Origin of the sequence: Clostridium mobile (genome assembly GCF_018918285.1) — a bacterium.
GTDB classification, from domain to species: Bacteria; Bacillota; Clostridia; order Clostridiales; family Clostridiaceae; genus Clostridium_AW; species Clostridium_AW mobile.
In genome coordinates this window covers 785,931-807,428 of sequence record NZ_JAHLQF010000001.1, presented here as the reverse complement: position 1 = coordinate 807,428, position 21,498 = coordinate 785,931, and the positions used below count along the sequence as shown (strand labels likewise).

Annotated in this window: 19 protein-coding genes; all 19 read left to right on the top strand. The window is 29.1% G+C overall.

Annotated elements, in window-relative coordinates; genetic code table 11:
• The first annotated feature begins 42 nt into the window (after positions 1–42).
• Entirely contained in the window at positions 43–4,293 is a 4,251-nt protein-coding gene (locus KQI86_RS03945) for a hypothetical protein (RefSeq protein ID WP_216437846.1), read from the top strand.
• Positions 4,294–4,358: 65 nt separating this feature from the next.
• Positions 4,359–5,147 carry a phage tail domain-containing protein gene (locus tag KQI86_RS03940; protein ID WP_216437845.1) on the top strand — a complete coding sequence of 263 codons (789 nt, stop codon included), beginning with the start codon at positions 4,359–4,361 and terminating at the stop codon, positions 5,145–5,147.
• 21 nt (positions 5,148–5,168) lie between these two features.
• Positions 5,169–8,477 (top strand): phage tail family protein, encoded by a 3,309-nt coding sequence (locus KQI86_RS03935; RefSeq protein WP_216437844.1) that lies wholly within the window; start codon positions 5,169–5,171, stop codon positions 8,475–8,477.
• 26 nt (positions 8,478–8,503) lie between these two features.
• Positions 8,504–9,799 (top strand): radical SAM protein, encoded by a 1,296-nt coding sequence (locus tag KQI86_RS03930; RefSeq protein WP_216437843.1) that lies wholly within the window; start codon positions 8,504–8,506, stop codon positions 9,797–9,799.
• A gap of 2 nt (positions 9,800–9,801) precedes the next feature.
• Positions 9,802–10,221 (top strand): hypothetical protein, encoded by a 420-nt coding sequence (locus tag KQI86_RS03925; protein WP_216437842.1) that lies wholly within the window; start codon positions 9,802–9,804, stop codon positions 10,219–10,221.
• A gap of 17 nt (positions 10,222–10,238) precedes the next feature.
• A complete protein-coding gene (locus KQI86_RS03920; RefSeq protein ID WP_216437841.1) occupies positions 10,239–10,424 on the top strand; it encodes a hypothetical protein in 186 nt (61 codons plus the stop codon).
• The gene (locus KQI86_RS03915) at positions 10,387–11,163 is read left to right on the top strand and encodes a radical SAM protein (RefSeq protein ID WP_216437840.1); all 777 of its coding nucleotides are present in this window, start codon (positions 10,387–10,389) and stop codon (positions 11,161–11,163) included. Before KQI86_RS03920 ends, KQI86_RS03915 begins: the two co-directional genes overlap by 38 nt.
• Positions 11,164–11,166: 3 nt before the next feature.
• Entirely contained in the window at positions 11,167–11,364 is a 198-nt protein-coding gene (locus KQI86_RS03910) for a hypothetical protein (protein WP_216437839.1), read from the top strand.
• 55 nt (positions 11,365–11,419) lie between these two features.
• The gene (locus KQI86_RS03905) at positions 11,420–12,949 is read left to right on the top strand and encodes a hypothetical protein (RefSeq protein WP_216437838.1); all 1,530 of its coding nucleotides are present in this window, start codon (positions 11,420–11,422) and stop codon (positions 12,947–12,949) included.
• A gap of 36 nt (positions 12,950–12,985) precedes the next feature.
• Positions 12,986–13,609, top strand: a complete 624-nt coding sequence (locus tag KQI86_RS03900) for a hypothetical protein (protein WP_216437837.1) — start codon at positions 12,986–12,988, stop codon at positions 13,607–13,609.
• A gap of 55 nt (positions 13,610–13,664) precedes the next feature.
• Positions 13,665–14,282, top strand: coding sequence for a hypothetical protein (locus KQI86_RS03895; protein WP_343216136.1), 618 nt, complete (start codon positions 13,665–13,667; stop codon positions 14,280–14,282).
• Positions 14,283–14,296: 14 nt separating this feature from the next.
• On the top strand, positions 14,297–15,448 hold the full coding sequence (locus KQI86_RS03890; protein ID WP_216437836.1) for a hypothetical protein: 1,152 nt from the start codon (positions 14,297–14,299) through the stop codon (positions 15,446–15,448).
• 11 nt (positions 15,449–15,459) lie between these two features.
• Entirely contained in the window at positions 15,460–17,037 is a 1,578-nt protein-coding gene (locus KQI86_RS03885; RefSeq protein ID WP_216437835.1) for a DNRLRE domain-containing protein, read from the top strand.
• Positions 17,038–17,049: 12 nt separating this feature from the next.
• Positions 17,050–17,265 (top strand): hypothetical protein, encoded by a 216-nt coding sequence (locus KQI86_RS03880; protein ID WP_216437834.1) that lies wholly within the window; start codon positions 17,050–17,052, stop codon positions 17,263–17,265.
• Between the two features lie 290 nt (positions 17,266–17,555).
• Positions 17,556–18,317: a hypothetical protein gene (locus KQI86_RS03875; protein WP_216437833.1), complete on the top strand. Its 762-nt coding sequence runs from the start codon at positions 17,556–17,558 to the stop codon at positions 18,315–18,317.
• A 69-nt stretch (positions 18,318–18,386) separates the two neighbouring features.
• Positions 18,387–18,878: an SPRY domain-containing protein gene (locus tag KQI86_RS03870; protein WP_216437832.1), complete on the top strand. Its 492-nt coding sequence runs from the start codon at positions 18,387–18,389 to the stop codon at positions 18,876–18,878.
• A 43-nt stretch (positions 18,879–18,921) separates the two neighbouring features.
• Positions 18,922–19,695, top strand: a complete 774-nt coding sequence (locus tag KQI86_RS03865; protein WP_216437831.1) for a discoidin domain-containing protein — start codon at positions 18,922–18,924, stop codon at positions 19,693–19,695.
• 11 nt (positions 19,696–19,706) lie between these two features.
• Positions 19,707–20,513 carry a discoidin domain-containing protein gene (locus KQI86_RS03860; RefSeq protein WP_216437830.1) on the top strand — a complete coding sequence of 269 codons (807 nt, stop codon included), beginning with the start codon at positions 19,707–19,709 and terminating at the stop codon, positions 20,511–20,513.
• 23 nt (positions 20,514–20,536) lie between these two features.
• Positions 20,537–21,481: an SPRY domain-containing protein gene (locus KQI86_RS03855; protein ID WP_216437829.1), complete on the top strand. Its 945-nt coding sequence runs from the start codon at positions 20,537–20,539 to the stop codon at positions 21,479–21,481.
• Positions 21,482–21,498 lie beyond the last annotated feature (17 nt).

The following is a 21,498-nucleotide window of genomic DNA, read 5'->3' as shown; positions in this document are numbered from 1 at the left end:
ATCATCAGCTAGTTCATTTTCTTTTTAAAGGAGGTTGGATTAATGGCTGATGATTTAGGTATTCGCTTAGAAATTAACTTTGAGGAATATGGTAAAGTAAACTCTAAATTACAGAAATTATTAGGTCAGTTACAGCAAAATAATAAATTAGTTATACAAATAGATAATGATTCAATAAGTAATGCAATAATTAATATAGAAAGCCAGTTAAATGCATTGAAAAATCAAATGTACATGTCTTTAAATATAGATACCACAAATTTAGGTGAAAATATAGATAATATAAGAAATCAAATTAAAGAATTAAACGGAGAAATTAATAAAGTAAAATCTAGCCAAGGAGCAACAAGTCAGGATAATGAATATTTACCAAATTTGAAAAGTAAAATGCATGAATTTTCTAAGGACTCATTTTTGGATGAGATGTTAAAGTCAACAAATGAGCATTTTAAACCTATAAATAAAAGTATTGGTGAAAGTATTACTAGTACTAGAGTATTAATAAATATGACGCATGCTTTAGGTGGATCTACTGCAATGCTAACTACTCAATTATTTAAACTAAAAGCACAACAATTATTAGTAGCAGCGTCTTCAGTTGCTATGCAAGCTGCTATTACCATGGGAATATCCGTTGGTATTAGCTTACTTTCCTCATTTATAGATAAGGTTATGAATGCAGATAAACATTTAAAGGAGTTTAATAAAAATATAACTCAATCTACAAAGGATACAGCTAAATCAATATCTGATGTTGAAAATTTGATGAAGCAATCTGATAAATTACAAATAGATATATCTAATTCTAAATCGGAAGAAGAAAGAAATAAATTTAAGAAGGAATTAATAGAAGTTCAAAAAAATATAGCGGATATAATGCCAGAAACTGTTTCTGATTTTTCGGATGAAAATGAGGCAATTGCTGCCAATAATGATTTAATAGCAGAACAACTTGAATTGAAAAAGAAAAGGAAGATATTAGAGGCAGAAGAGTTTTTCGATAAAAATAAAAATATAGAAGCACAAGCAGAAGAATATAAAAGATTAAAAGATGAACTAGAAGAGTTAGAATTAGCAAAAGCAAATGGTCAAAAAACTATTACTAGAACCATTAAGGGAAAGGACGAACTTACAGGCGAAGAAAGAGAATATACAATCGACGTAGATGTTAATACAGCATTAGATGCAAAGTATAAAAGAATGGAAGAAATATCAGAGATCGTAAGTCAAGCAAATACGTTAACTTTATTTTTAAATAAATATAGTGGAACAAGTAGAGATTTAATAAAGCTAGAGACCGATGAAATTAAAAAGAATACATATGCTAAAAAAGAGAACCAATATTCTATGAGTGCTGAACCATTCGAAAAGCTAGCTAAGAGCTTTATGGATACTAAAAATGTATTAGCTGAATTAAACAAAGCACAAGATGAGTATAGTAATAATAGTAAATATAGCGAGTCTACATTAAATTCTTTATTAGAGAAATTTCCAGAACTATTAAACTATTTAAATGATGAAAAAGCTTTACATGGCGAAATTGATAAAAAAATACAAGAGCAAAAAAGTGAAACTGAAAATGCCTATAAGAAGATGATAATGGCTAGTGACAAGTATTACCAAAACAATATAGGTGGTATAGATAAATTAGAAGATCGATTAAAACAACATGGGATTACATTAAGTAAGGGACAGAGAGAGGAGCTTCAGAATGCTAAGAATTTGGCAGAAGCTAAAATTGCTGTAGAGCAGGAACTTGTATTGAATTTAAATGATCTTTGGGGTAAGTATTATAAAATTCAAGGAGATATTTTTGAGTCCATGAAATTGCCAGACGATGATTGGGCAGATACCTTACTAAAAGGAACTAAAGCATCAAGTCTTGCAAAAGAAGGCGAAGGTAAAGATATTTATAGTCAAATTCAAGAGTTAACTGAGCAGTTACAAAAATCTAAAGAGGTTTTTGATGAAATTGGAGCAGAAATTAAAGTACCATATTTTTCTTCTGGAGATATTGATAATTCTAACTCAAAAACAATTGATAATTCTAATTCAAAAAAAGAAATAGAAGACATCAATTTAAAAACTGATAGATATAAACAATTAAATGATGCTATACAAGATGTTCAGAATCAGATAGAAAGTTACCAGCAGATTAATGATAGAGTATATAACCAGGAGAAAATAAATAACTTAGAAAAAGAAATAGACTTACTCAACAAAAAACAGGGTTTATATAAACAACTAAATGAGGAGCAACTAAAGGAAAGAGTAGAGTTAAAAGGGTCACTCGGTAATCAAGGGGTTAAGTTTGGTTCTAGGGGAGAAATAACAAACTATCAGCAAATTCTAAGTTCTAAACAATCTTGGGCTAATTCTTTATCAGGGGAAGCTAAAGAAAATGCAAAAAAACAGGTTGAAAATTTGCAAGAAGAAATGAATAAATATCTAGATCTAACTTTCAAAACTTATGTCGAAAGCGGAAAAGCAATAAAAGAAATAGATAAATTAAAAGAAGATATAAGAAAACAACAGTTAGAAATAAAAATAAAGATACATGATACTGGCGCTGAAAAAATAAAAAAAGAAATAGATGATGTTCAATACAAATTAGATATATTAGATATAACAGATAAAGAAAATTACAAAGTTAGAGCAGAATTGATTAATGAGATAATATACAAAGAAAAAGAGGAAAGAGATTACCGCTTAAAAGTAATAGAAGATTTAGAAAATCAATTAAAATCGGTAAAAGAAAATTCTGATCAGTGGACTTTGATTAATGAAACTACAGATAGATATAAACAAAATATTAAAGATTTAAATATAAGCATTTTAAATCACACTGAAAGTTTAAAAAGACAAAATGAAGAAATCCTAGGTTTTGTAAAATCTGTTGAAGATAAAATTATAGAAATTATAAGAAAAAATTATGAAGAGCAACAAAAGCTAGCAAAAGAATCAAAGCAAAAAGAGATGAAGCTAGAAGATGAGAGGCATAAAAAAAGATTAGAAAACTTAGAGAAGGAAAAGCAAGGTTTAATCGATATAGTTGACTTGCAACTTAAAGAGCTTGAAGAGAAAATAAGCAAAGATGAATATGATAAAAAACTAGAAAATCTTCAGAAAGAACGAAATACATTACAACAAAAATATGATTCATTGGCTCTTGTAGATACTATTCAAGGTAGAGCTATGAGAGAAGGGTTACTAAAAGATTTAAATGACTTAGACGAAAAAATTGAAGAAGAAAAGTATAAAAGAAATAATGAATTAAAGAAAAAGGAATTAGAAGAATTAAAGAAAAATTATTCTAAAGACGTAGATGAAAAGAAAAAAGCTGAAGATAAAAAATATGAAGATAAGAAACAAAAATTAGAAGAAGAAATGAAGGAGATAGATAAGTATTATGAGGGTCGTCTAGAAAAGGATAATTTATATAGAGAAGTTAGACAAGTCATAAATAGTGGATTAATAAGTGATGTAAAAGGAAACCTAATAGATTTAAACATAGCCATTGAGGAATATGAAAACAAATGGGGAGAAGGGCTAAGTGCATTAGGCAATAAAATAAAAACGGAACTTATTGATAATTTAGAAAAGGTTAGAGAATTATTAAAAGATGGTGTACTAGAAAAAATAAATAATAATATTTCAGAATCTAACGACTCTAATATTTCACAAGGAAAAAAGAAAGTTTATGCAATGTCTAATGATAGAGCTGTTAATGACTATACAAATGCCAAGGAAGCTTTTGATGGAAATGATTATGAAGTTATAGATATTTCAAAAATGTCAGAAGAAGAAATAAAAAGAATAAGAATTAATATAGGAGATGTAATAGTAGGTGTTGCTGAAGATAAATTCAAAAATAACGATACAAATTCAATAGCGGATAAGATACCTATAGGAAAGAACACTGAAAAAACAAAAGAAGAAATATCAAAATATTTGAAAAAGCGTTCTTATATGAGGAGTGGGTTCATAGCTGAAAGTCAGCTAGCAGTACCTTATAGAAGTACAAGTAATTTTGAAGCAGTGTTGAATACATCACAGATAAATGAATTAACAAAAAGAACAGTATCTCAAACAGCATCAAATTGTATTCCTTATTCATTATTAGATTCTATGAATCATTCTTCAAATTCAGGATACAGCAGGGGAATAGAAATAGATAAGCTTATAAACATAGAAGGTAATGCAACTAGTGATATCATACCTAAAATTGAACAAGCTGGCAACAATGCTATAGAAAAGTTATATCAAAAAATGAAGGGGTTAGGTCATATTTAAAATAATTTAAAAATAGTGTGGGTAGAAAAACTATGCGCACTATTTTTACGGGAGGTGAAGTTTAAATGTCCTCATGTTTAGAAGATTATATAGTTTATGACGGTATTAATAGTAGAGATTTAGGATTATTAGTAGTTGAAATAAATTCTGGTATGATAGAAATGCCTTTTGGGTACAGTAGGAGTATTTTAGAAGAGGAAGTAGGCTTGAGAGATACTCCTTATTTTTTTGGTGTTAAATCAAATGCTTTAGAGTTAGAAATTACTTTTTGTAATGATGAGTTTTCAGAATGGGATATGGATACAAGATGGAAGATAAATAGATGGTTATATAAAGATAGACAATATAAAACATTAATCTTAGGCGATAACAGAGATATAGTTTACTATTGCATGCCTGTAGGAGATCCTAAGAGATATGATAATGGAAATAAAAAAGGATATATTACTATTAAATTTAGATGCAATGGGCCTTTTCCATATACTAAAACTGTAATGGAGGTATATGACTACACAAAGAACCCAAGTAACACAATAGAAATAAGGAATATGTCTAATGTATTAAATTATTACTATCCTGAAGTGATGATAGAAATGACAGATGATACTGAGGTTTCAATAATAAATTTAACTAATAACAATGAAGAGTTTAAGTTTATAGGGTTAAAAAAGGGTGAAAAAATATATATAAACAATGATTTAAAACAAATTAAAAGTAGTTTAGAAGAAAGCGGTATATACAGACTTAATAATTTCAATAAGAATTGGTTTAGATTGGTTCAGGGTAAAAACAGAATACAAATAAAGGGCAATGTAAAAGTTGTTATCAGGACAAGTTATCCTATTTCATTATAGAATCGAGGTGATATTGTAAAGATGTTTGGTGATATAGATAAGTCATTAAAAACATTTAGTGAAAAAATAGAATTAGTTTTATGCAAAAGCAATAAAGAAGAAGAGATAGCTTTTTTAAATGAAGCCTATGGAGTGAAAATAACTAAGAAATATAGGGAAACAGACGAGCTAGAATTTTATATTCCCCATTACATACAATTTCAGTATAAACAAATTAAAAATCCTAATTGGGATTTGATAAATGGATGGTATACCATCAAATTAAACAATGAGCAGTACTTTGTTATAGATAAAGTGAAATTAGTAGGTGAAGATAAGGAAACTATGTATGTCCATTGTTATAGTGAGGAATATGTTTTAAGTAAAGTAAATATAGAGATAGATGTAGCTACAACATGGCAATTGAGAAGTGATGATATTGAAACGGGAGAAGGAATATTTACTGAAATATTACCTCAATATGTAAAGAATTGGACATTAGGAACTGTAGAACATAAGGCTGAATATGCTGACGAGGAATTGGGACAGTTACATAAGAAATATAGAATATTTGATGGTATGAAAAAAAGCTGGCTAGATTTTTTATTAAATGATGTACAAAAATCCTATGAATGTGTGTTAGAATTTGACACCCTAAATAATAAAATTAATATCTATAATGATAAAGACAGTGAAGAGGATAAGCAAAGAAAGAATAAAGGGCTTTATATCAGTAACGAAAACTATTTAAAAAATATAGTAAAAATAGAAAAGTCAGATGAAATAGTAACAAGACTATATGTATATGGGAAGGACAATTTAAATATTGCTAGTTACAATCCCACAGGACAATTATATATTGAAGACTATAGCTATTTTAAAAATAAAAAATATATGTCACAAGATTTAATTGAAGCCTTGGATAAATATGAGGAGAAGCTTACTGAAAATACCTCTGTATTTTATAATTTACTTGAAGAATTAAACGAACTAGTAGTAGAATCCGTTGAGCTAGAGAATAAAAAAGATGAGTTAGAGAGCGAGAAGGATTTACTTGAATTAGAGCGAGATGTTTTAATAAAGCAATTAGAAAGATTATATGGTATAGGAGAAAATGAAATTAGTAATCTCTTGAATATAAAAGCTGAAACAGACGAAGAGAGAGAAGAAATAGCTAAGTTTCAAAATAATATATTAAATCTAACTTTAAAAATATCAGCTAAAGATCAAGAAATTGAGAATCAAAAAGTATTGATAGAAAACAAAGAGAATCAAATAGAAAGTAAAAATAATGATATAAATCAAGTAAGAGTTTCTTTAAGTAAAAAAAATAATTTCACAGAAGAACAATTAAAAAAATTAGAGAAGTTGACCTTTCAGCAAACCTGGGCTAATACTAATTATTTCAATGTAAAGGAATTATATTTTGCTGGAAAACATGCTTTAAGTAAAATAAGTTCACCTCCCATTGAGTTTGAGACCGATGTGGTGGACTTTTTAGATGTAGTAGAATGTCAACATGATTGGAATAAGCTAGTAAAAGGAGATTATATTAATATTTTTCATTCTAAATTAGGTATAGATATTGTAGTTAAATTAGTGAAAATCGAATATGACAGGGATGGTAAAAAAATAAACTTAACCTTTAGCAACAAGGATGATCATGATGATGCAGAAAAATTTATAAGTAATATGCTAAATAAGTTTAATAATTCAAATACAACAATAGACATTTTTAAAGGCAATTGGGACAAGGGCAGCTATGGATATGATTTAGTAACCCAAATGAGAGAAAGTGCTTTAGATGCTGCGAAGAATAAAATTTTAAGTCAAAATCCTCATCAAAAGATTAGTATTGATGGACATGGAATATGGTGCAAAGATGGGGACAATGAAGATAGGCAACTGAGAATAGTAGCGGATTTGTTAGTTATGACCACAGATGGATTTAAAACAGTGGACTTAGCCATTTCTCCGCAAGGTATTGTAGGACAGAAAATTGTTGGAAAAATAGTGGCTTCTAATCAATTAATAATCACTAATAGAGATTCTAATGGTGATCATACTTTTATGGTTAATGATAGCCATATGGAAGCTTATAATATGGATTTGTCATTATTAAGTAAAAACAAAATGAATAGAATATATCTAAATCCAGAAGAAGGAATCAAAATACAAAGGAAAGATAGCTCTATTTGGAAAGATACAATGTGGTTAGACATGGATGGGAAAGTTCATGCCGAAAGCTTTGTAGTAATGAATACAAATTCTGTATTAGATGATAATGGATTAAGAATAGATAATGGATGTATATGGATAAATAATAAAAGTGGCGATGATATATTTAAAGTAAATACAGATGGCGAAGTAGATGCTAACGGTAGGTTTAGAGTATTTAGGTATGATATTTCTCAAAATAAAATATGCTTAGCAGACCTATATAAAGATACTGCTAAAGGCGGAAAACTATTAATTAATGACTGGAATGGAAATATAAATGCTTTCTTAGGATCTGCACCAGACTACACATACACAGGGGGATTTTTTAAGTTATATAATGGAGATAAAGCCAAAGAAAGAATAGAAATAGGCATTCACTCATTAAATGATATGGGTGTTATGAAAATAAAAAATAACCAAAGTAAAAAGATAGTTGAAATTACAGGTAATGATAGTGGAGGCACTATAAAGCTTAACAATAAAGAAGAAAAAACTAAGTTGTTTATATCTTCGCAAGATGAAAGTTTTAATCAAGGTATAATAAAGCTTTATGGAGAAGATGATAAGGAAAAAATCATCATTAAAGCTAAAAGTTCTGTAGATAATGTAAGTGGTATGTTGAGTGGAGATAGAAAAACAGGTGGTTTTATACAATTTAGATCATATGATAATAGTCAAGAATTCTTTATAACTGCTAATAATGAAAATAACTTTGGAATGTATGATAAGTTTGGAAGTGCATTTGAAATAAACCATAGTTCAGGTGCAACTATAATGTCTAATCAAAGAAAAACCTCAATTAGTTTGACTGACGATGGAATGAGCTTAAACACAACTAATATTAATGGGCTGAGAATTGCTTATTTCTCAGGAGGAGAAATAAAGGGAGCTCCTACACATACATATATGTTGCCTGTATTGTTTAGAGCTAGTTCTAGCTTTAGTGGAACAGGAGGAACAACAATCAATCATAATTTCGGTGATACTAATTATTCAGTTTCGATAACTCCAACAGGAGGCACACCTGAAGGAAATATAGGTGAAATAAGGGTTGTAAAAAGTGCTACAAGTGTTACTGTGTATAACTCAGGTAGTTCTAGGTCAGGATTTGACTTCATTGTATTAAAATAATCTATTATAGAGAGGAAGAATTTAAAATGAATATGTTACCAACAAACGGGACTTTTTTAATAAGTGAGAACTGCAATCTTCGTTGTAAATATTGCTTTGTACCTGAGAAAAATCCTTATAATATGACAGAAGAAGTTGCGAAGAAAGGAATTGACTTATTATATGAAAACGCTGAAAAACAAAATAAAGATCATGTAAATGTTTTATTATTTGGTGGTGAACCTCTATTAAACTCTAAGTTAATAGAGGTTATTTTTATATATGGATTGAAGAAACAAAAAGAAACGGGCATTAAGTTTACTTCTGATATTATAACCAATGGCACAATAATGAATGATTATATATATTGGTTGTTTATGGAATATAAAGATAAGGTAAATTTAAGCTGTCAATTGAGTATTGATGGAGTAAAAGAAGTTCATGATATGTATAGAGTTAACATAGATGGCAGTGGTAGTTTTGATAAAATAGCAAAAAACATAGTTAAATTTAAAGAAATATATAAGACCAATCCAGAAATGCTAACTGTTCATGGATGTATTAATCGTAAAAGCCTACCATATTTATTTGAAGGATATAAATTTTTTAGAGAAGAGTGGAATATGAAAAACATATGGTTCATGCCTGTACATGAAGAAGGGTGGACTGAAAGTGATGTAGACATATATGATAGAGAACAAGGTAAGATATATGACTACATAATAGATAAAATAAAATATAAAAATGAGATAAGTGAATTAAATTACTTTACTCCATATAATAAGTGTTTATATCCTTCTAAGAAAAAAGATGCTCCATGTGGTGCAGGAAAGACATTGATAACTATAACTGCCAAAGGAGATATATACCCTTGTCATAATTTTTACTTTAATGATAATAAGGCAGAAACTAAAATAGGTGATGTTTGGAATGGTATTGATTTAGAAAAAATAAAACCGTATAAAGACTATACTTGTGACAATATGAGTTGCGATAAGAAATGTGAACATTATAATTGTTATAGATGTATAGCAACAAATTGGGTTCATAATGGAGATATGCTACAACAGATACAAGGATGTTATTGTAAAATGTCATTAATAGATAAAAAATATACTGATAAAATGAAAGTTGACTTAATTGAACTAGGGCTTTATAAAGAAAGGTATAATTCGAGTAATCAAGCAAGAAAAGATGAAGAATATTACAATAAATATTCTACAGAGATATTAGCAAAGGCATTTAAACTAATGCTTTTAGAATTACAGGATATAAAAGCTAATCAAAATGTTATACAGAAAACATTGGTAAAACTACTTAATGAGAACAAGGAAGTGGTGTAAGTATGTCTACTATTAAAGATATTAGCTTAAAAGGGATGACAAACCACGTAAGTGAGAGAGTTAAAGGTGGAGTATCTTTGAGTGTAAATGATAAATGGCATCACTTTAAAGAATTAGATGAATTAATAAATAATATGTATGTAATTAGAGATGGTTCAAATTTAGGGTGTGATTCACATGGAAGTGATACACGGGGAGATAACCTACCTAAAACTATTTGTAGCGGTCATTCTAAGATATATAGTAATACTGATTTATCTTTAGGACAGTTTAAAAGAGTATTTGAAAGCATGACAAAATGCTCTTGTGATAGCAATGCTGTTGAAGGATGTCATTGTGTATCTAATTGTACTTGTAATTGTAATAGTGATTGTTGCGTGGGATATTGCACTTGTCAAGGCTATGTACCACCTACACCATAGTTGATTGGGGTGATTTTATGTTTAAATATATACAGGAGTTAGATGAATTATTAATATCTGTTTTTGATGACAATACTGAGTTTACCTGTCATGGACGAACATTTTGCACTTGTAATGCCAGGTGTGCTTGCAATACACAAAGGATTTTTGTGGAGGATAGCTTAAATGAGCAGATACACAATATATCTAATCGAGCAGTGTAATTGCAGGTGTGTGTATTGTTATCAAACATCATATGAAAGAGCATACACTTGGGAAGAAATAAAAGTGCAATTAGATGTGATAATTCAAGATGGAAAACAAGATAAGATAATTGAATTTATTGGTGGTGAGCCTTTATTAACATTTGATATGTTAGTAAAGGCTTATAATTATTTAGAGAATAATCTCAATAAAATTACAGTTTTAAGATATTACATTAGTACAAATTTGACTATTTTAAATAAAAATATATTAGATTTTTTCAGAGAGAATGATAATATTTTTATTTCAATTAGTTTAGATGGTAATAGAGAAATGAATAAATTAAGACTGTGGAGAAATGGTAAGGAAAATTATTTTACAGTGGTAAGAAATATTAAAAAGCTAATTAAAAACAATTTAAATGATAGATTAATGGTTCATATGGTTTGTCATAAGGAAAATGTGGATAATTTACATAAAGGAGTTAAATTTCTAAATAGGTTAGGTGTGAAAGCAATTGATATAGGTATAGTTGAAAACACTATGTCAATCGATAAAAATTTTTGTAATAGTTTTATTAATGAACACGAAAAAATTTCCCTAGACAAGAAAAAAGGAAAGTTAACTTCTGTAATAATCACATTAGACTATGAACCTATATCATTGGGGAGCTTCAGTAAAAAAGATAGTACATACTTAATTTATTATTTAAGGAATTACGTATATAAAAATCATATTAATATTGAACAGGAGGCATAGCATATGAGAAATTTATCAATAGATTTTACAGAGCAAGAGCTGCGTAACTTGCTTATATTTTTAGATAGAGCTGAGATTAAAGGAAAAGAGGAAGCTTTTGTTTATGTGAATTTGTGGAGTTTATTAGAAAGACCTAATATAAAATACAATACTGATAAGGAAGAAGAAATTAACAAACAACAAAGTAAAGATAAAAAATAATCTTAATAAAAGATATGGTTCAATTTTAAAGAGCTGAGAAGGGAGGTGAGATTTTATGTTTTTCAATGTAAAAAGAAGTGATCCCATTAGGTTACATATTAGAAAAGGAACTGTGGATGACCCTTATGTTGATATAAATGAAAAATTAACAGTTATAAATAATCAAATTCAACTCCATGAAATACCTAGTGAATTTGAACGAGTAATTATAGATGGATACACAGAAATAATGCTTGATAAATATGAGGAAACCTTTCATATAGAACCAAATAAATTTTTGGTAGATTATCAAACAGGTATGATTAAGTTCAATGAGAGTGAGGAGAAAAAAGATGTTACCGCAACATATAAGGGTACAGGAGTTATTAAATATCCAGCAAGTAGAATATGGGTACATTCTCCCAATCCTTGGGCAGTAGAAAATCTTCAAGAACTCATCGATTTTATTTACAAAAAAGAGCAGGAGCTAAAGGATGAAGTAAGTAATGCAATTGAGCTTATAAAGAATAAAACACAAGAATACATGAAATTCATTCAAAATAAAACCCAAGAGTTTTTAACATTTTTAGAAGATAAGAAACAGGAATTTATAGACTTTGTTCAATTAAAAAGCGATGAGTTTGTAGCATATGTTGATAAATTCATTGAACGTGCAGAAGAAAAAATACGAGATATAGATATTCATATTGATATAGCAAGAAAACAAACAGAAGAATGTAAACAAGCTACAGAAGAATCAAAGAAAGCAACAGAAGAAACTTTAGAGGCTAAACAAATTACAGAAGAAGCAACTGAAAAGGCTATTGAAGCAACTAATAAGGCTAATGAAGCTACTAGATGGTCTATAGAAAAAACTCAAGAATCTATTGAAGTAACAAACAAGGCAATAGAAGAAACACAATTAATGAAAATTGATAGATTTAATACTAGATTAATTTGGCAAGAACCAGTAGACGTATTTGCTTCTATAGATATAGTTTATCCAAAGCCAGAAATGGGCTGGACCACAATGACATTAGATAATGGTAATATTTATCGTTGGGATGGTTTTGAATGGAAATATATAGGCAATATGAAAGGTGGAATACCTTTAGTTAATGAAAATAGCGATGGGTTAATGCATAAAGATGACTATATTAAACTTCTTGGAATAGAAGAAGGTTCACAAAAAAACTTTATTGGAGAAGATGCTAAAAATGCATTACCAAACTATGTTCATACAAAAACTATAGTATTTGTAATAGCTGCTAAAAAGCTAAAAGAAGGCGTTCAAGACGTTCAGATTGAATTTGAGGAAAAAGGAATTATTCAATCTGTTAGTGGTATTTGTAAAACTCCAGGAATTGAATACACTGCAATTCAATTAGAAAAAATATCTGATGCTGATATGAAAGCTGGACATGACAATTGGGTTGAAGTATGCGAAACAAATAAAGAAGTTATATTTGACTATGGAGAATATAAATCAACGCAAGCAAGCATAGTGGAAAGAGAAGTAAATCCTCTTGACTCCTTTAGACTTAATATAAAAAAATTAGGCGGAGGAATTGAGAGTATAACAATAAAGGTTAGAATATTAGTTTAAAAATTTATAAAAATTACAAAGAGGAGTGATGTTTTAATGGCAACAGCTTTAAAACCTTTAGTAACATGGTGGGAAGATTATATAGATGCAAGTGATGGACAAGTTAAACAAAGACCAGTTCCAAATAATTTATGGGACTTAGGAATTGTAGATGCAGACAACAACCCTGAGTTAACTACACATGCTTTTTATGTATGGAATAACAAAAGACCATCTGGTTCAGCACCTAATTATACGAATGTGCCTGATATGGTTAATTGTAGAATAACAACAAAAGACGGTGCTTTCGGTAAATATATCCCAGGAGAAATGAAATCTCCTTTAGTTATGGAACAATGGGTAAGAGTAGCAAATCTCTTATCATCTACTCCAGGTGAAACACCTACATATACGCCAATAGGTTCTGAAATGAAAAATGGTGTATTAACTCAAAAGGATATGCAGATAACAGCTATGGGTAGCCCAAGTGGTGGCGGAGTTTCAACAGGAGTAATTTCTGGTGCTATGAATGATGGTAAATTTGAAACAGATAGTTCAAAAAATTGCTATTCAAAAATAAAAGCACAAATTAAAGTACCTCCAAGTGCTGATGCAGAAGAAAATAAATTTATAGTAAGAGTATATTATAACGTACAAACTGGCGGTGCTGGTGCAGTTTAAAATATAAAACAAATTATAAAAATAAAATAGAGACTCAATACAATGAGGTGATAGAGTGAAAGATGGATTAAATAAATTTGAAAAGGTTCATCCATATGCTTTTAGTAGTGAATTAGACTTTATGTCAGTAGGAGAGTATCTTGATGGTACTTTCCTTTTTGAGTTTAATCCAGAGAAAAAAACATATAGTAGAACGGATGAAGTTATAAAAGATAAGTTAATTAGATTCGGTGTTGTTGGTCATGGTGTGCGAACATACTTTAATGCACTTACAGGTGTGTTTACATTTGACCAAAATAAAATAGAAATATTGTATAGAACTAAAGATAGAGACTATATCCTTATGGGACAAGATGTAAAATATAATGATATTATATATTTTAAAAATGCCTATAGTCAAATGAATTATAGCGGGAAAAGTAGTACAAATTTCTGTGGATATAATTTTGGATATAAAAATCAAATACTATATAATGATGGAACAATGTTATATTTTAAACCTATCTTAAATATACCAGTAGACCAACCTGCTAATTTTCAAATAAGATTAGTGAGTAATAAAGATATGGATGGACAAATAATAATAAAGGTTAACGATTTTAAGGAATATAAATTAAATGCTCCATTAGACAAGAACGTTGGCGGAGAGTTGACGTGGTTCATTAGAGTTTAGGAGGTGGTTGTTAAATGGCAAATATTAATATAGACGTTGGAACGGGTACGCTCTTAGTCTATAAAGGCGAAGATTTTAGCTTTCCATTTACTATATACCCACCTGTTGAAACTAGTGAGGATATAATTACTTCTACAAATGAATTAGTTTTTAATAGAGAAATCATAGGACAGAAACAATTCACAATGACTCACACTAAAGCTGAATGGATTCGCTTAGATTCATTTGAATATGTTTTAGATGATGATATTGGAAGAGTTATTAAAACTACTGGTATAACAAAAGCACGATTTAAATATCGTATTGAACTTGTTGGAGTAAGTGGTGAAATACTTCAAGTAGTGAAAGATTATCAAAAATATTTTATGATGATAAATGAGCCGATTAGTGATGAAGTAATTGTTCCAATCAGCTTAATAACTACCGCAGTCAACTCATATAAAGTTCGAGTGGTTGCTCTTTTTGAAAATGGGAATACATCATCGGCTTCAAGAGAAGTAGTGTTATATAATGAAGCTCCTACAATAGTAGGTACTGTTGAAAAAAATGTTTTATATCTAAACATAGGAGATACAGATAATGATTTAGTAAGATTCAATGTTTATTTAAATAATAGAAAAGTCTATCCTGTTGATTCGGACTATACGGGATTTGAACCTCCTGGAAGTCATGTAGTTAAGTTTGAATCCGTAGATGTCATAATCAACGATGTTAATACTATTGTTATAAATGCACAGGATAACTATGGAACAAGAAATAAATTTGAGTATCCGTTTTTAGGAGAGTATTCTGGAATACTATTCTCAGATGAAAATGGAGAATATTACTCAACAGATTTAGGAGATATTCTAAAGAGATTGAAGTTTGGAACTGTAATGGCTGGTAGTATGAGTGATATTGCAAAAGTTATAATAACAAACAATATGGGATTTGATGTAAAGAACTTAGAGGTCATAATAACCCCAGAAAAGAAGCCAGATAAGTTAGATGTTTATTATGGTTTCGAAAGTGGAATGTTGATTAAAGATAATGAACAATTATTAAGACCTGGAACTATGCCAAACAAAGGAACACAAGATTTATATTTAAGAATACATCCAGATATAGAATTTGAACATGGCAGTGCTAGGTTTGAGATATTTGCACAAGCACAACCAGCAGAGTAGGAGGTGCTAATATGTATAATAATAGAATGGAAGCCGAATTTGCGATTATATGGAAACGTGAATCCGATTTAGGCGGAAGTTTATGGGTTAGCACCTTTGATGATAGTTTAAGTGGTACTCTAACTGTTCATAGACCACCTAAGAATAGAATGGAAGCAGAAGTTAGAGCTTTATTGCCAGAAAGACATGAAGTAAAAGCTTCTGTAATAAAAGATACATATGTAACAGATTATCGACCAACATTAAACTATGGTGAGTCCAGTATTATGAAAGTTGGTACTGATAAAGATGGATATGTATTTAGAAGTTTAGTTCAATTTGGAATACCAGAAGATTTACAAAGAATGAGAATTACTAAGGCAAAAATGAAATTATATTCAGATGACCCATCATCATTCAAAGGATTGGAAATATCTTATCCAGATAAAGAGTGGGGAGAATATAATGTTGTTTGGATGGGACAACCTTCAAGAAAATCTGTATATAAAACAGTAAATCTTGAGTCAGGATTATATGAGCATATTATTGATGTAACAGAAGCAATAAGAGATTTATGGAATGTTTACCCTCATCAAAATCTTGGTTTCATACTAAAATCGGAAGATGAAAGTATCATTCAAATGAAAAACTTTGGCACGAAGGAAAGTACAACGCCTCCAGAAATAACTATAGAATATTTTGACGAAGACTTATTCTCAACTACAGGTTCAGTTATTGGCGGTAGAGTTAACGTGAGGCGTACTGAATGGTCAGATTTAGGTGGTAAATTAAATGTATGGAAAGACTCTGGCGATAGTGAAATAGATGGTAATGTTATAGTTAATCATCCAGATATGACTAGAGGTAAAATAACTATTGCAAAACTAAGTCAGATACATGGTAAAATTACTCCTCATAGACCATTTAGCGATATGAATGGAAATGTAGAGATAAGTGCTATGCCTACGAATAATTTAAATGGTTATTTAAATGTTATGCATAGCAAAGACATTGAAGGAAAAGTAAAAGTACAAGAATTAGAATGGTCAGACTTAGATAGTAAGATACCAACTACACATCATAATGGTATAAATGGTAGAGTAGATGTTTGGTATAAATCTGATTTAGATGGTGAGGTTATAGTAAATCCACTTGAAAGAGAAGATTTAGATGGGAGATTGCCTATTAGTAGTCATAATGGATTAAATGCTAAAATGCAAGTTTTATACAAAAGTCAAATTAATGGTAATGTTGATATAAGATATAAGAGTCAATTAGATGGTAGAATTCATGTGCAAACTAAAGGTGATACAGAAATAGATGGTGCTATAAGAATCATATACAAATCAGACCTGGATGGGTTTATACGAACTAATCCAGTAGGATTTAAAGGAAGAATAGTAGTTGATGCTGTTAATGGAATTGACGGTAAAATAACTATAAGTGCCAAGGGTCAAGATTTACATGGTGTATTTACAACAACACTAAAGAATGATATGAATGGTCACATTAATGTGAGAACAATGGATATAGATGATTTATATTCGCAGATAAATGTTGGAGAAGTTCCAGATTTAGATGAAGGTATCATTTATGCTTTCATAATGTAAGGGGTGATGTTTATGGAAGATAATAAAATACTTGAAGTCATTTCACAAGGAGATGAGAATTGCCAGCATATCTGGTGTTGCAATCCAATAAGTGAAATGACAATAGAGAATAATTGTATAGTATTTAAGTACGATAGGATATGTCAAGAGTGCCTAAGACAAGAGGTGATTAAGTCAAATAAAAGAGGAAAAAACATTAAGAATTATAAAAACATAAAAGAAAAGTAGAGATGTTTGAAAGGTTGCCATGGTTATTTTATGGCAACTTTTTTATAATGTAAACGTTTAATGGTGGGATTAAAGAATCAAGTAAGTAATTATATATTAATGTGATGTACTTATGAATGCTATGGGTATAAGAAAAGACGATAAAATCAAGATTTTATCTAAAATATTAAAGAACTTAAAAGCTAGAAGAACTAATTTTGAGAAAGAGGTTAATAGTGAGTAATTAAATATAGGTGAGTGAGATTCCCACCTTATAAATATTATTTTGAATATTGAAGGGAGGTAATTATATGGAAGATATAGCTCTTGGAACTCAATTAAATGAACCTTTAAAAGGTTATAAAAGAATTTATGTAGATAATGATATTTTTTCTTATCCTGCTGGGGTGTGGAGTAAAAATGGAGAACTCAGAGCTTCTCTAACTCCTAATGCCGAAATATCTATACAAATTAACTATAATTGTGATGTTTTTATAATGGGCGATACTTGGTCTTCATATAGAACAAAGAGTGTTGAGGTTTTTGTTAATGATGTTTATAATGGTGAATTTACCCAAACATATCCTAATGTTAGAACATTTAATGTATTATGTTATATTATAAAAGATTTAAAAAGTGGTGATGTTATAAAACTATATCCTAAAGGTCTTAACAATGCAAATGTTGCTATGGGGTTTCATGGAATAGATTTTAAAATTAAACGTGATTTTCTCATCCAACAAGGAGTAGAGGTCTACTCAATAGACCATAACTATATAAAATTAGGAGAGCCAGTAAGTGACCAACAACTTAATCAATGGTTTGAGCTATATGGATATGAAGATATAGGTATTTTATTAGAAGACTCTACAAGAAGAACGGTGTCTTCACAAAAAGAACAGGATGTTTATGAAACAAGAAGTATAGATTTTAATAAGTTTTTAGGTAACGTTGAGATAAAAGAGCTTACTGATACATCTGACAATGTAAGTTATGATTCTTCTCCGTTTAAAATATTAGATGATATTAAACAAATTAATAATGGTAAGTTCAATGTGTTGGTTAAGAAGTAAAACTGAAAGTTTGGATATGATATAACATGTATTGTATAAAGAGGTGATATTGTAGATATAAAATATTTTATGAATCCAAATGATGTGAGTAATGTTGGATTGTCAAATAATAACTTGATAGTGACATCTATTGCATCTGGATGGCAAGGAGTTCGCTCTAATTTACCAATAAATAATATTGGAAAAGACAAAATATATTTAGAGATAGAAGTAGAAAGTTGCAATAATAATAACTCCATGATATGTCTGATAAATAAATCTCAATCTTTAACTGATTATAATGCTCCAAATAGATACTGGAGTGATGGAACGAGTTACGGAAAGAAGTGGAATATAGGAGATGTTATTAGTGTTTTATATGATAATACATTAGATAATGGCACTTTGGTTTTTTGGAATAACGGAGAGCCACAGGGTGTTCGGAGCAAAAATTTAAATGAACAAGACTTATATCTTGCATTTTTAGTGTTTAAAAGCAGTACGGCAGAACAAATTCTTACAGTAAACTTTGGAAAAGGTAATTTTAAATATAAAATTCCAAATGGGTATGATAGTTTATAAAAAATATTAGAATGATAATTAAATATTTGGAGGTGATTATAAAATGTTAACTCAAATAGATATTAGTAATGCTCAAATAATATCTGGAGGAGATGATATAAGATTCCCCAAAGAAAATGCTGTAAATGGGATGATTAATAAAGAAAATAGTTGGGCTTCTTCTCAGAATTATACAAATTTAAAAAGTGCGTTTTGGGGCATTATTTTTGACAGAGAGATAGATATAACTGAAATTCATTATTATCAAAGAGATTCTGATGAACCAAATAATATATCAAAATTGAATATACTTATCACTAACGATGGTTTGACATGGACTCCTTTAAGAACAGTAGATGTAGTTCCGAATAAAAATATTATAGAAATAAATACAAAAACAAAAGGGTTTAAGCTTACTGCGGGTTCTGGTTTAAGTGGAAACTCACAATGGTCAATAGTAGAGGTTGATTTTTTTACTGATGAAACTAAATATCTCATTCGTCAAAAAGAAAATTTGTATTATATAGACCATAACTATTTGAACTTAGGAGCTTCTACAGATACAAATAAAACGAGTCAATGGATAGACAATTATGGTTATGATGATATAGAAATATTAATGGATAATTTAAATTATAAAAAGACTCCAACAGATAAAGGATTTGAAGAAATATATAAATCATTAAATATAGATTTTAAAGATATAAAAGGTGATATATCTTTAAAGAATGAAGATGATAAAAGAAATATTTATTATGATTGTGAAGAATATAAAATTATAGATAAGATAAGAGAAAGTAATGGTGGATTAGGAAATATAGTTTATAAAAAATATTAGGAGGTGGTTATATGAGTTTAGAAAATATAGTTTTAAATAAACCTATTGCGTACGTTAGTAATTATGGTGATGGCAATCCTCCAAGTCAAGCTATTGATGGTATAAAGGCAAATAATAACGGATGGGGTACAACTACAAATGTGTTTAGTGGGTTATTTGTAGTTGATTTAGAGAGTTACTATTCTATAAAATATGTAAAGGTAAGACCGTTCACGTCAACCAATTATCCTAGTAATGTTAGAGTTAAGGATATGGAGATTATAGCTAGAGATAGTAAGGATGGTGAAGATATAGTCTTGGCAAAATATACATTTCCAAATACTAATCTTATAGAACCCACTATAGAAATTAATTCTACAAAAAAATATAGGTATATTGGAGTAAAAGTATTATCTCCTTTTCAAACATCACAGTCAACTACAGGAATTGGTGAATTTGAGGTATATGGAGTAGACTTCGTACCACATTATCTCATTCAACAATCAAAAAATATATATTCTATAGACCATAACTATTTAAATTTAGGAGAATCAAAATCTCCTACAGAACTATCTTCATGGATAGATAATTATGGATATGGAGATTTAAATATTATAAATGAATCATTAGATAACAAGCATACTCCTACAACAGTAGATGAAGAAATGATATATGAAAGTTTAAATATAGATTTTAATGATGTAAAGAAGCCTAATATATATGTATTTGAAGATGATGATAAAAAGAAAGTTAGATATGATACTGATTCATATAAGATAATAGATGAAATAAAAAAGATAAATAATGGAATTGGGAATGTTGTGTTTAAAGAATATTGATTTAGAAATTTGGAGGTGATTGAGTGAGTTTGATAACGTGGAATCCTAACGACAAAGGTAAAGATGTAATTTTATCCCTTAATAACATGGAAGTGAGTGCTATTGGTTATGATTCTGGTATTAGAGCTACAAAAGGATATAATTATGGAAAATATTATATGGAATGTAAAATTGTAGATGTAGGAGCTATGGTGCTTGGGATAGCTAATAAACAATCATCTTTATCTTGGCTCGTTAATGGTCAGTTTGGTAATGATGCTAGAGCGTACAGTTGTCTTAATGCTACAAAATATCCCGAGAATAAACCTTATGGGGATAAAATTATATCTGGAGAAATAATTGGAATGGCTGTAGATTTGGATAAAAAAATAGTAGAGTTTTTTAAAAATGGTATGTCAATGGGGGTAGCTTTTAATGACGTAGGATTGTTACAAGGCGATATATATGCGTTTATAATTAATTCTAGTGTTAATTATAAAATGAATGTACAGTCAAACTTCGGAGCGAATGAGTTTGATATAATAACATCCAATCCTAATGAGTGGAGTAGGCTAGTTTATGAGGGTTATAGACCATATGATTTTGATAATGCAATATGGTTTAGCTACAGTCATCTTATAAAACAAAGCAATGAATATTATACAACAAATAATAATTATTATAAATTAGGAACTCCAAAAGACAAGACTGAATTAAAGAGATGGTTATCTGAATATGGAACAAATAACATATTAAATTTACAAGATAGTTTAAATAATAAAATAGTTCCTGTAGATAAATTTAGTGAACCACGTAAAATATATCAGTCTTTAGATGTTGATTTTAATGATGTAAAGAAACCTTATGTTAGCATGATTGATATGGATTTAAATAAAAGACTAGATTATGATGCTGATTCTTATAAAATTATTGACGAGATAAGAAAAGTTAATAATGGTATTGGTAATGTTGTGTTTAAGGAATATTAATTTAGTTTTAGAAATTT

Excerpts from the sequence above, each read along its gene's own strand:
- KQI86_RS03920 (WP_216437841.1), top strand. The coding sequence starts at position 10,239 with ATGTTTAAATATATACAGGAGTTAGATGAATTATTAATATCTGTTTTT.
- KQI86_RS03940 (WP_216437845.1), top strand. The coding sequence starts at position 4,359 with ATGTCCTCATGTTTAGAAGATTATATAGTTTATGACGGTATTAATAGT.
- KQI86_RS03915 (WP_216437840.1), top strand. The coding sequence starts at position 10,387 with ATGAGCAGATACACAATATATCTAATCGAGCAGTGTAATTGCAGGTGT.
- KQI86_RS03860 (WP_216437830.1), top strand. The coding sequence starts at position 19,707 with ATGAGTTTAGAAAATATAGTTTTAAATAAACCTATTGCGTACGTTAGT.
- KQI86_RS03900 (WP_216437837.1), top strand. The coding sequence starts at position 12,986 with ATGGCAACAGCTTTAAAACCTTTAGTAACATGGTGGGAAGATTATATA.
- KQI86_RS03910 (WP_216437839.1), top strand. The coding sequence starts at position 11,167 with ATGAGAAATTTATCAATAGATTTTACAGAGCAAGAGCTGCGTAACTTG.
- KQI86_RS03945 (WP_216437846.1), top strand. The coding sequence starts at position 43 with ATGGCTGATGATTTAGGTATTCGCTTAGAAATTAACTTTGAGGAATAT.
- KQI86_RS03905 (WP_216437838.1), top strand. The coding sequence starts at position 11,420 with ATGTTTTTCAATGTAAAAAGAAGTGATCCCATTAGGTTACATATTAGA.
- KQI86_RS03935 (WP_216437844.1), top strand. The coding sequence starts at position 5,169 with ATGTTTGGTGATATAGATAAGTCATTAAAAACATTTAGTGAAAAAATA.
- KQI86_RS03925 (WP_216437842.1), top strand. The coding sequence starts at position 9,802 with ATGTCTACTATTAAAGATATTAGCTTAAAAGGGATGACAAACCACGTA.
- KQI86_RS03890 (WP_216437836.1), top strand. The coding sequence starts at position 14,297 with ATGGCAAATATTAATATAGACGTTGGAACGGGTACGCTCTTAGTCTAT.
- KQI86_RS03885 (WP_216437835.1), top strand. The coding sequence starts at position 15,460 with ATGTATAATAATAGAATGGAAGCCGAATTTGCGATTATATGGAAACGT.
- KQI86_RS03880 (WP_216437834.1), top strand. The coding sequence starts at position 17,050 with ATGGAAGATAATAAAATACTTGAAGTCATTTCACAAGGAGATGAGAAT.
- KQI86_RS03930 (WP_216437843.1), top strand. The coding sequence starts at position 8,504 with ATGAATATGTTACCAACAAACGGGACTTTTTTAATAAGTGAGAACTGC.
- KQI86_RS03875 (WP_216437833.1), top strand. The coding sequence starts at position 17,556 with ATGGAAGATATAGCTCTTGGAACTCAATTAAATGAACCTTTAAAAGGT.
- KQI86_RS03870 (WP_216437832.1), top strand. The coding sequence starts at position 18,387 with ATGAATCCAAATGATGTGAGTAATGTTGGATTGTCAAATAATAACTTG.
- KQI86_RS03865 (WP_216437831.1), top strand. The coding sequence starts at position 18,922 with ATGTTAACTCAAATAGATATTAGTAATGCTCAAATAATATCTGGAGGA.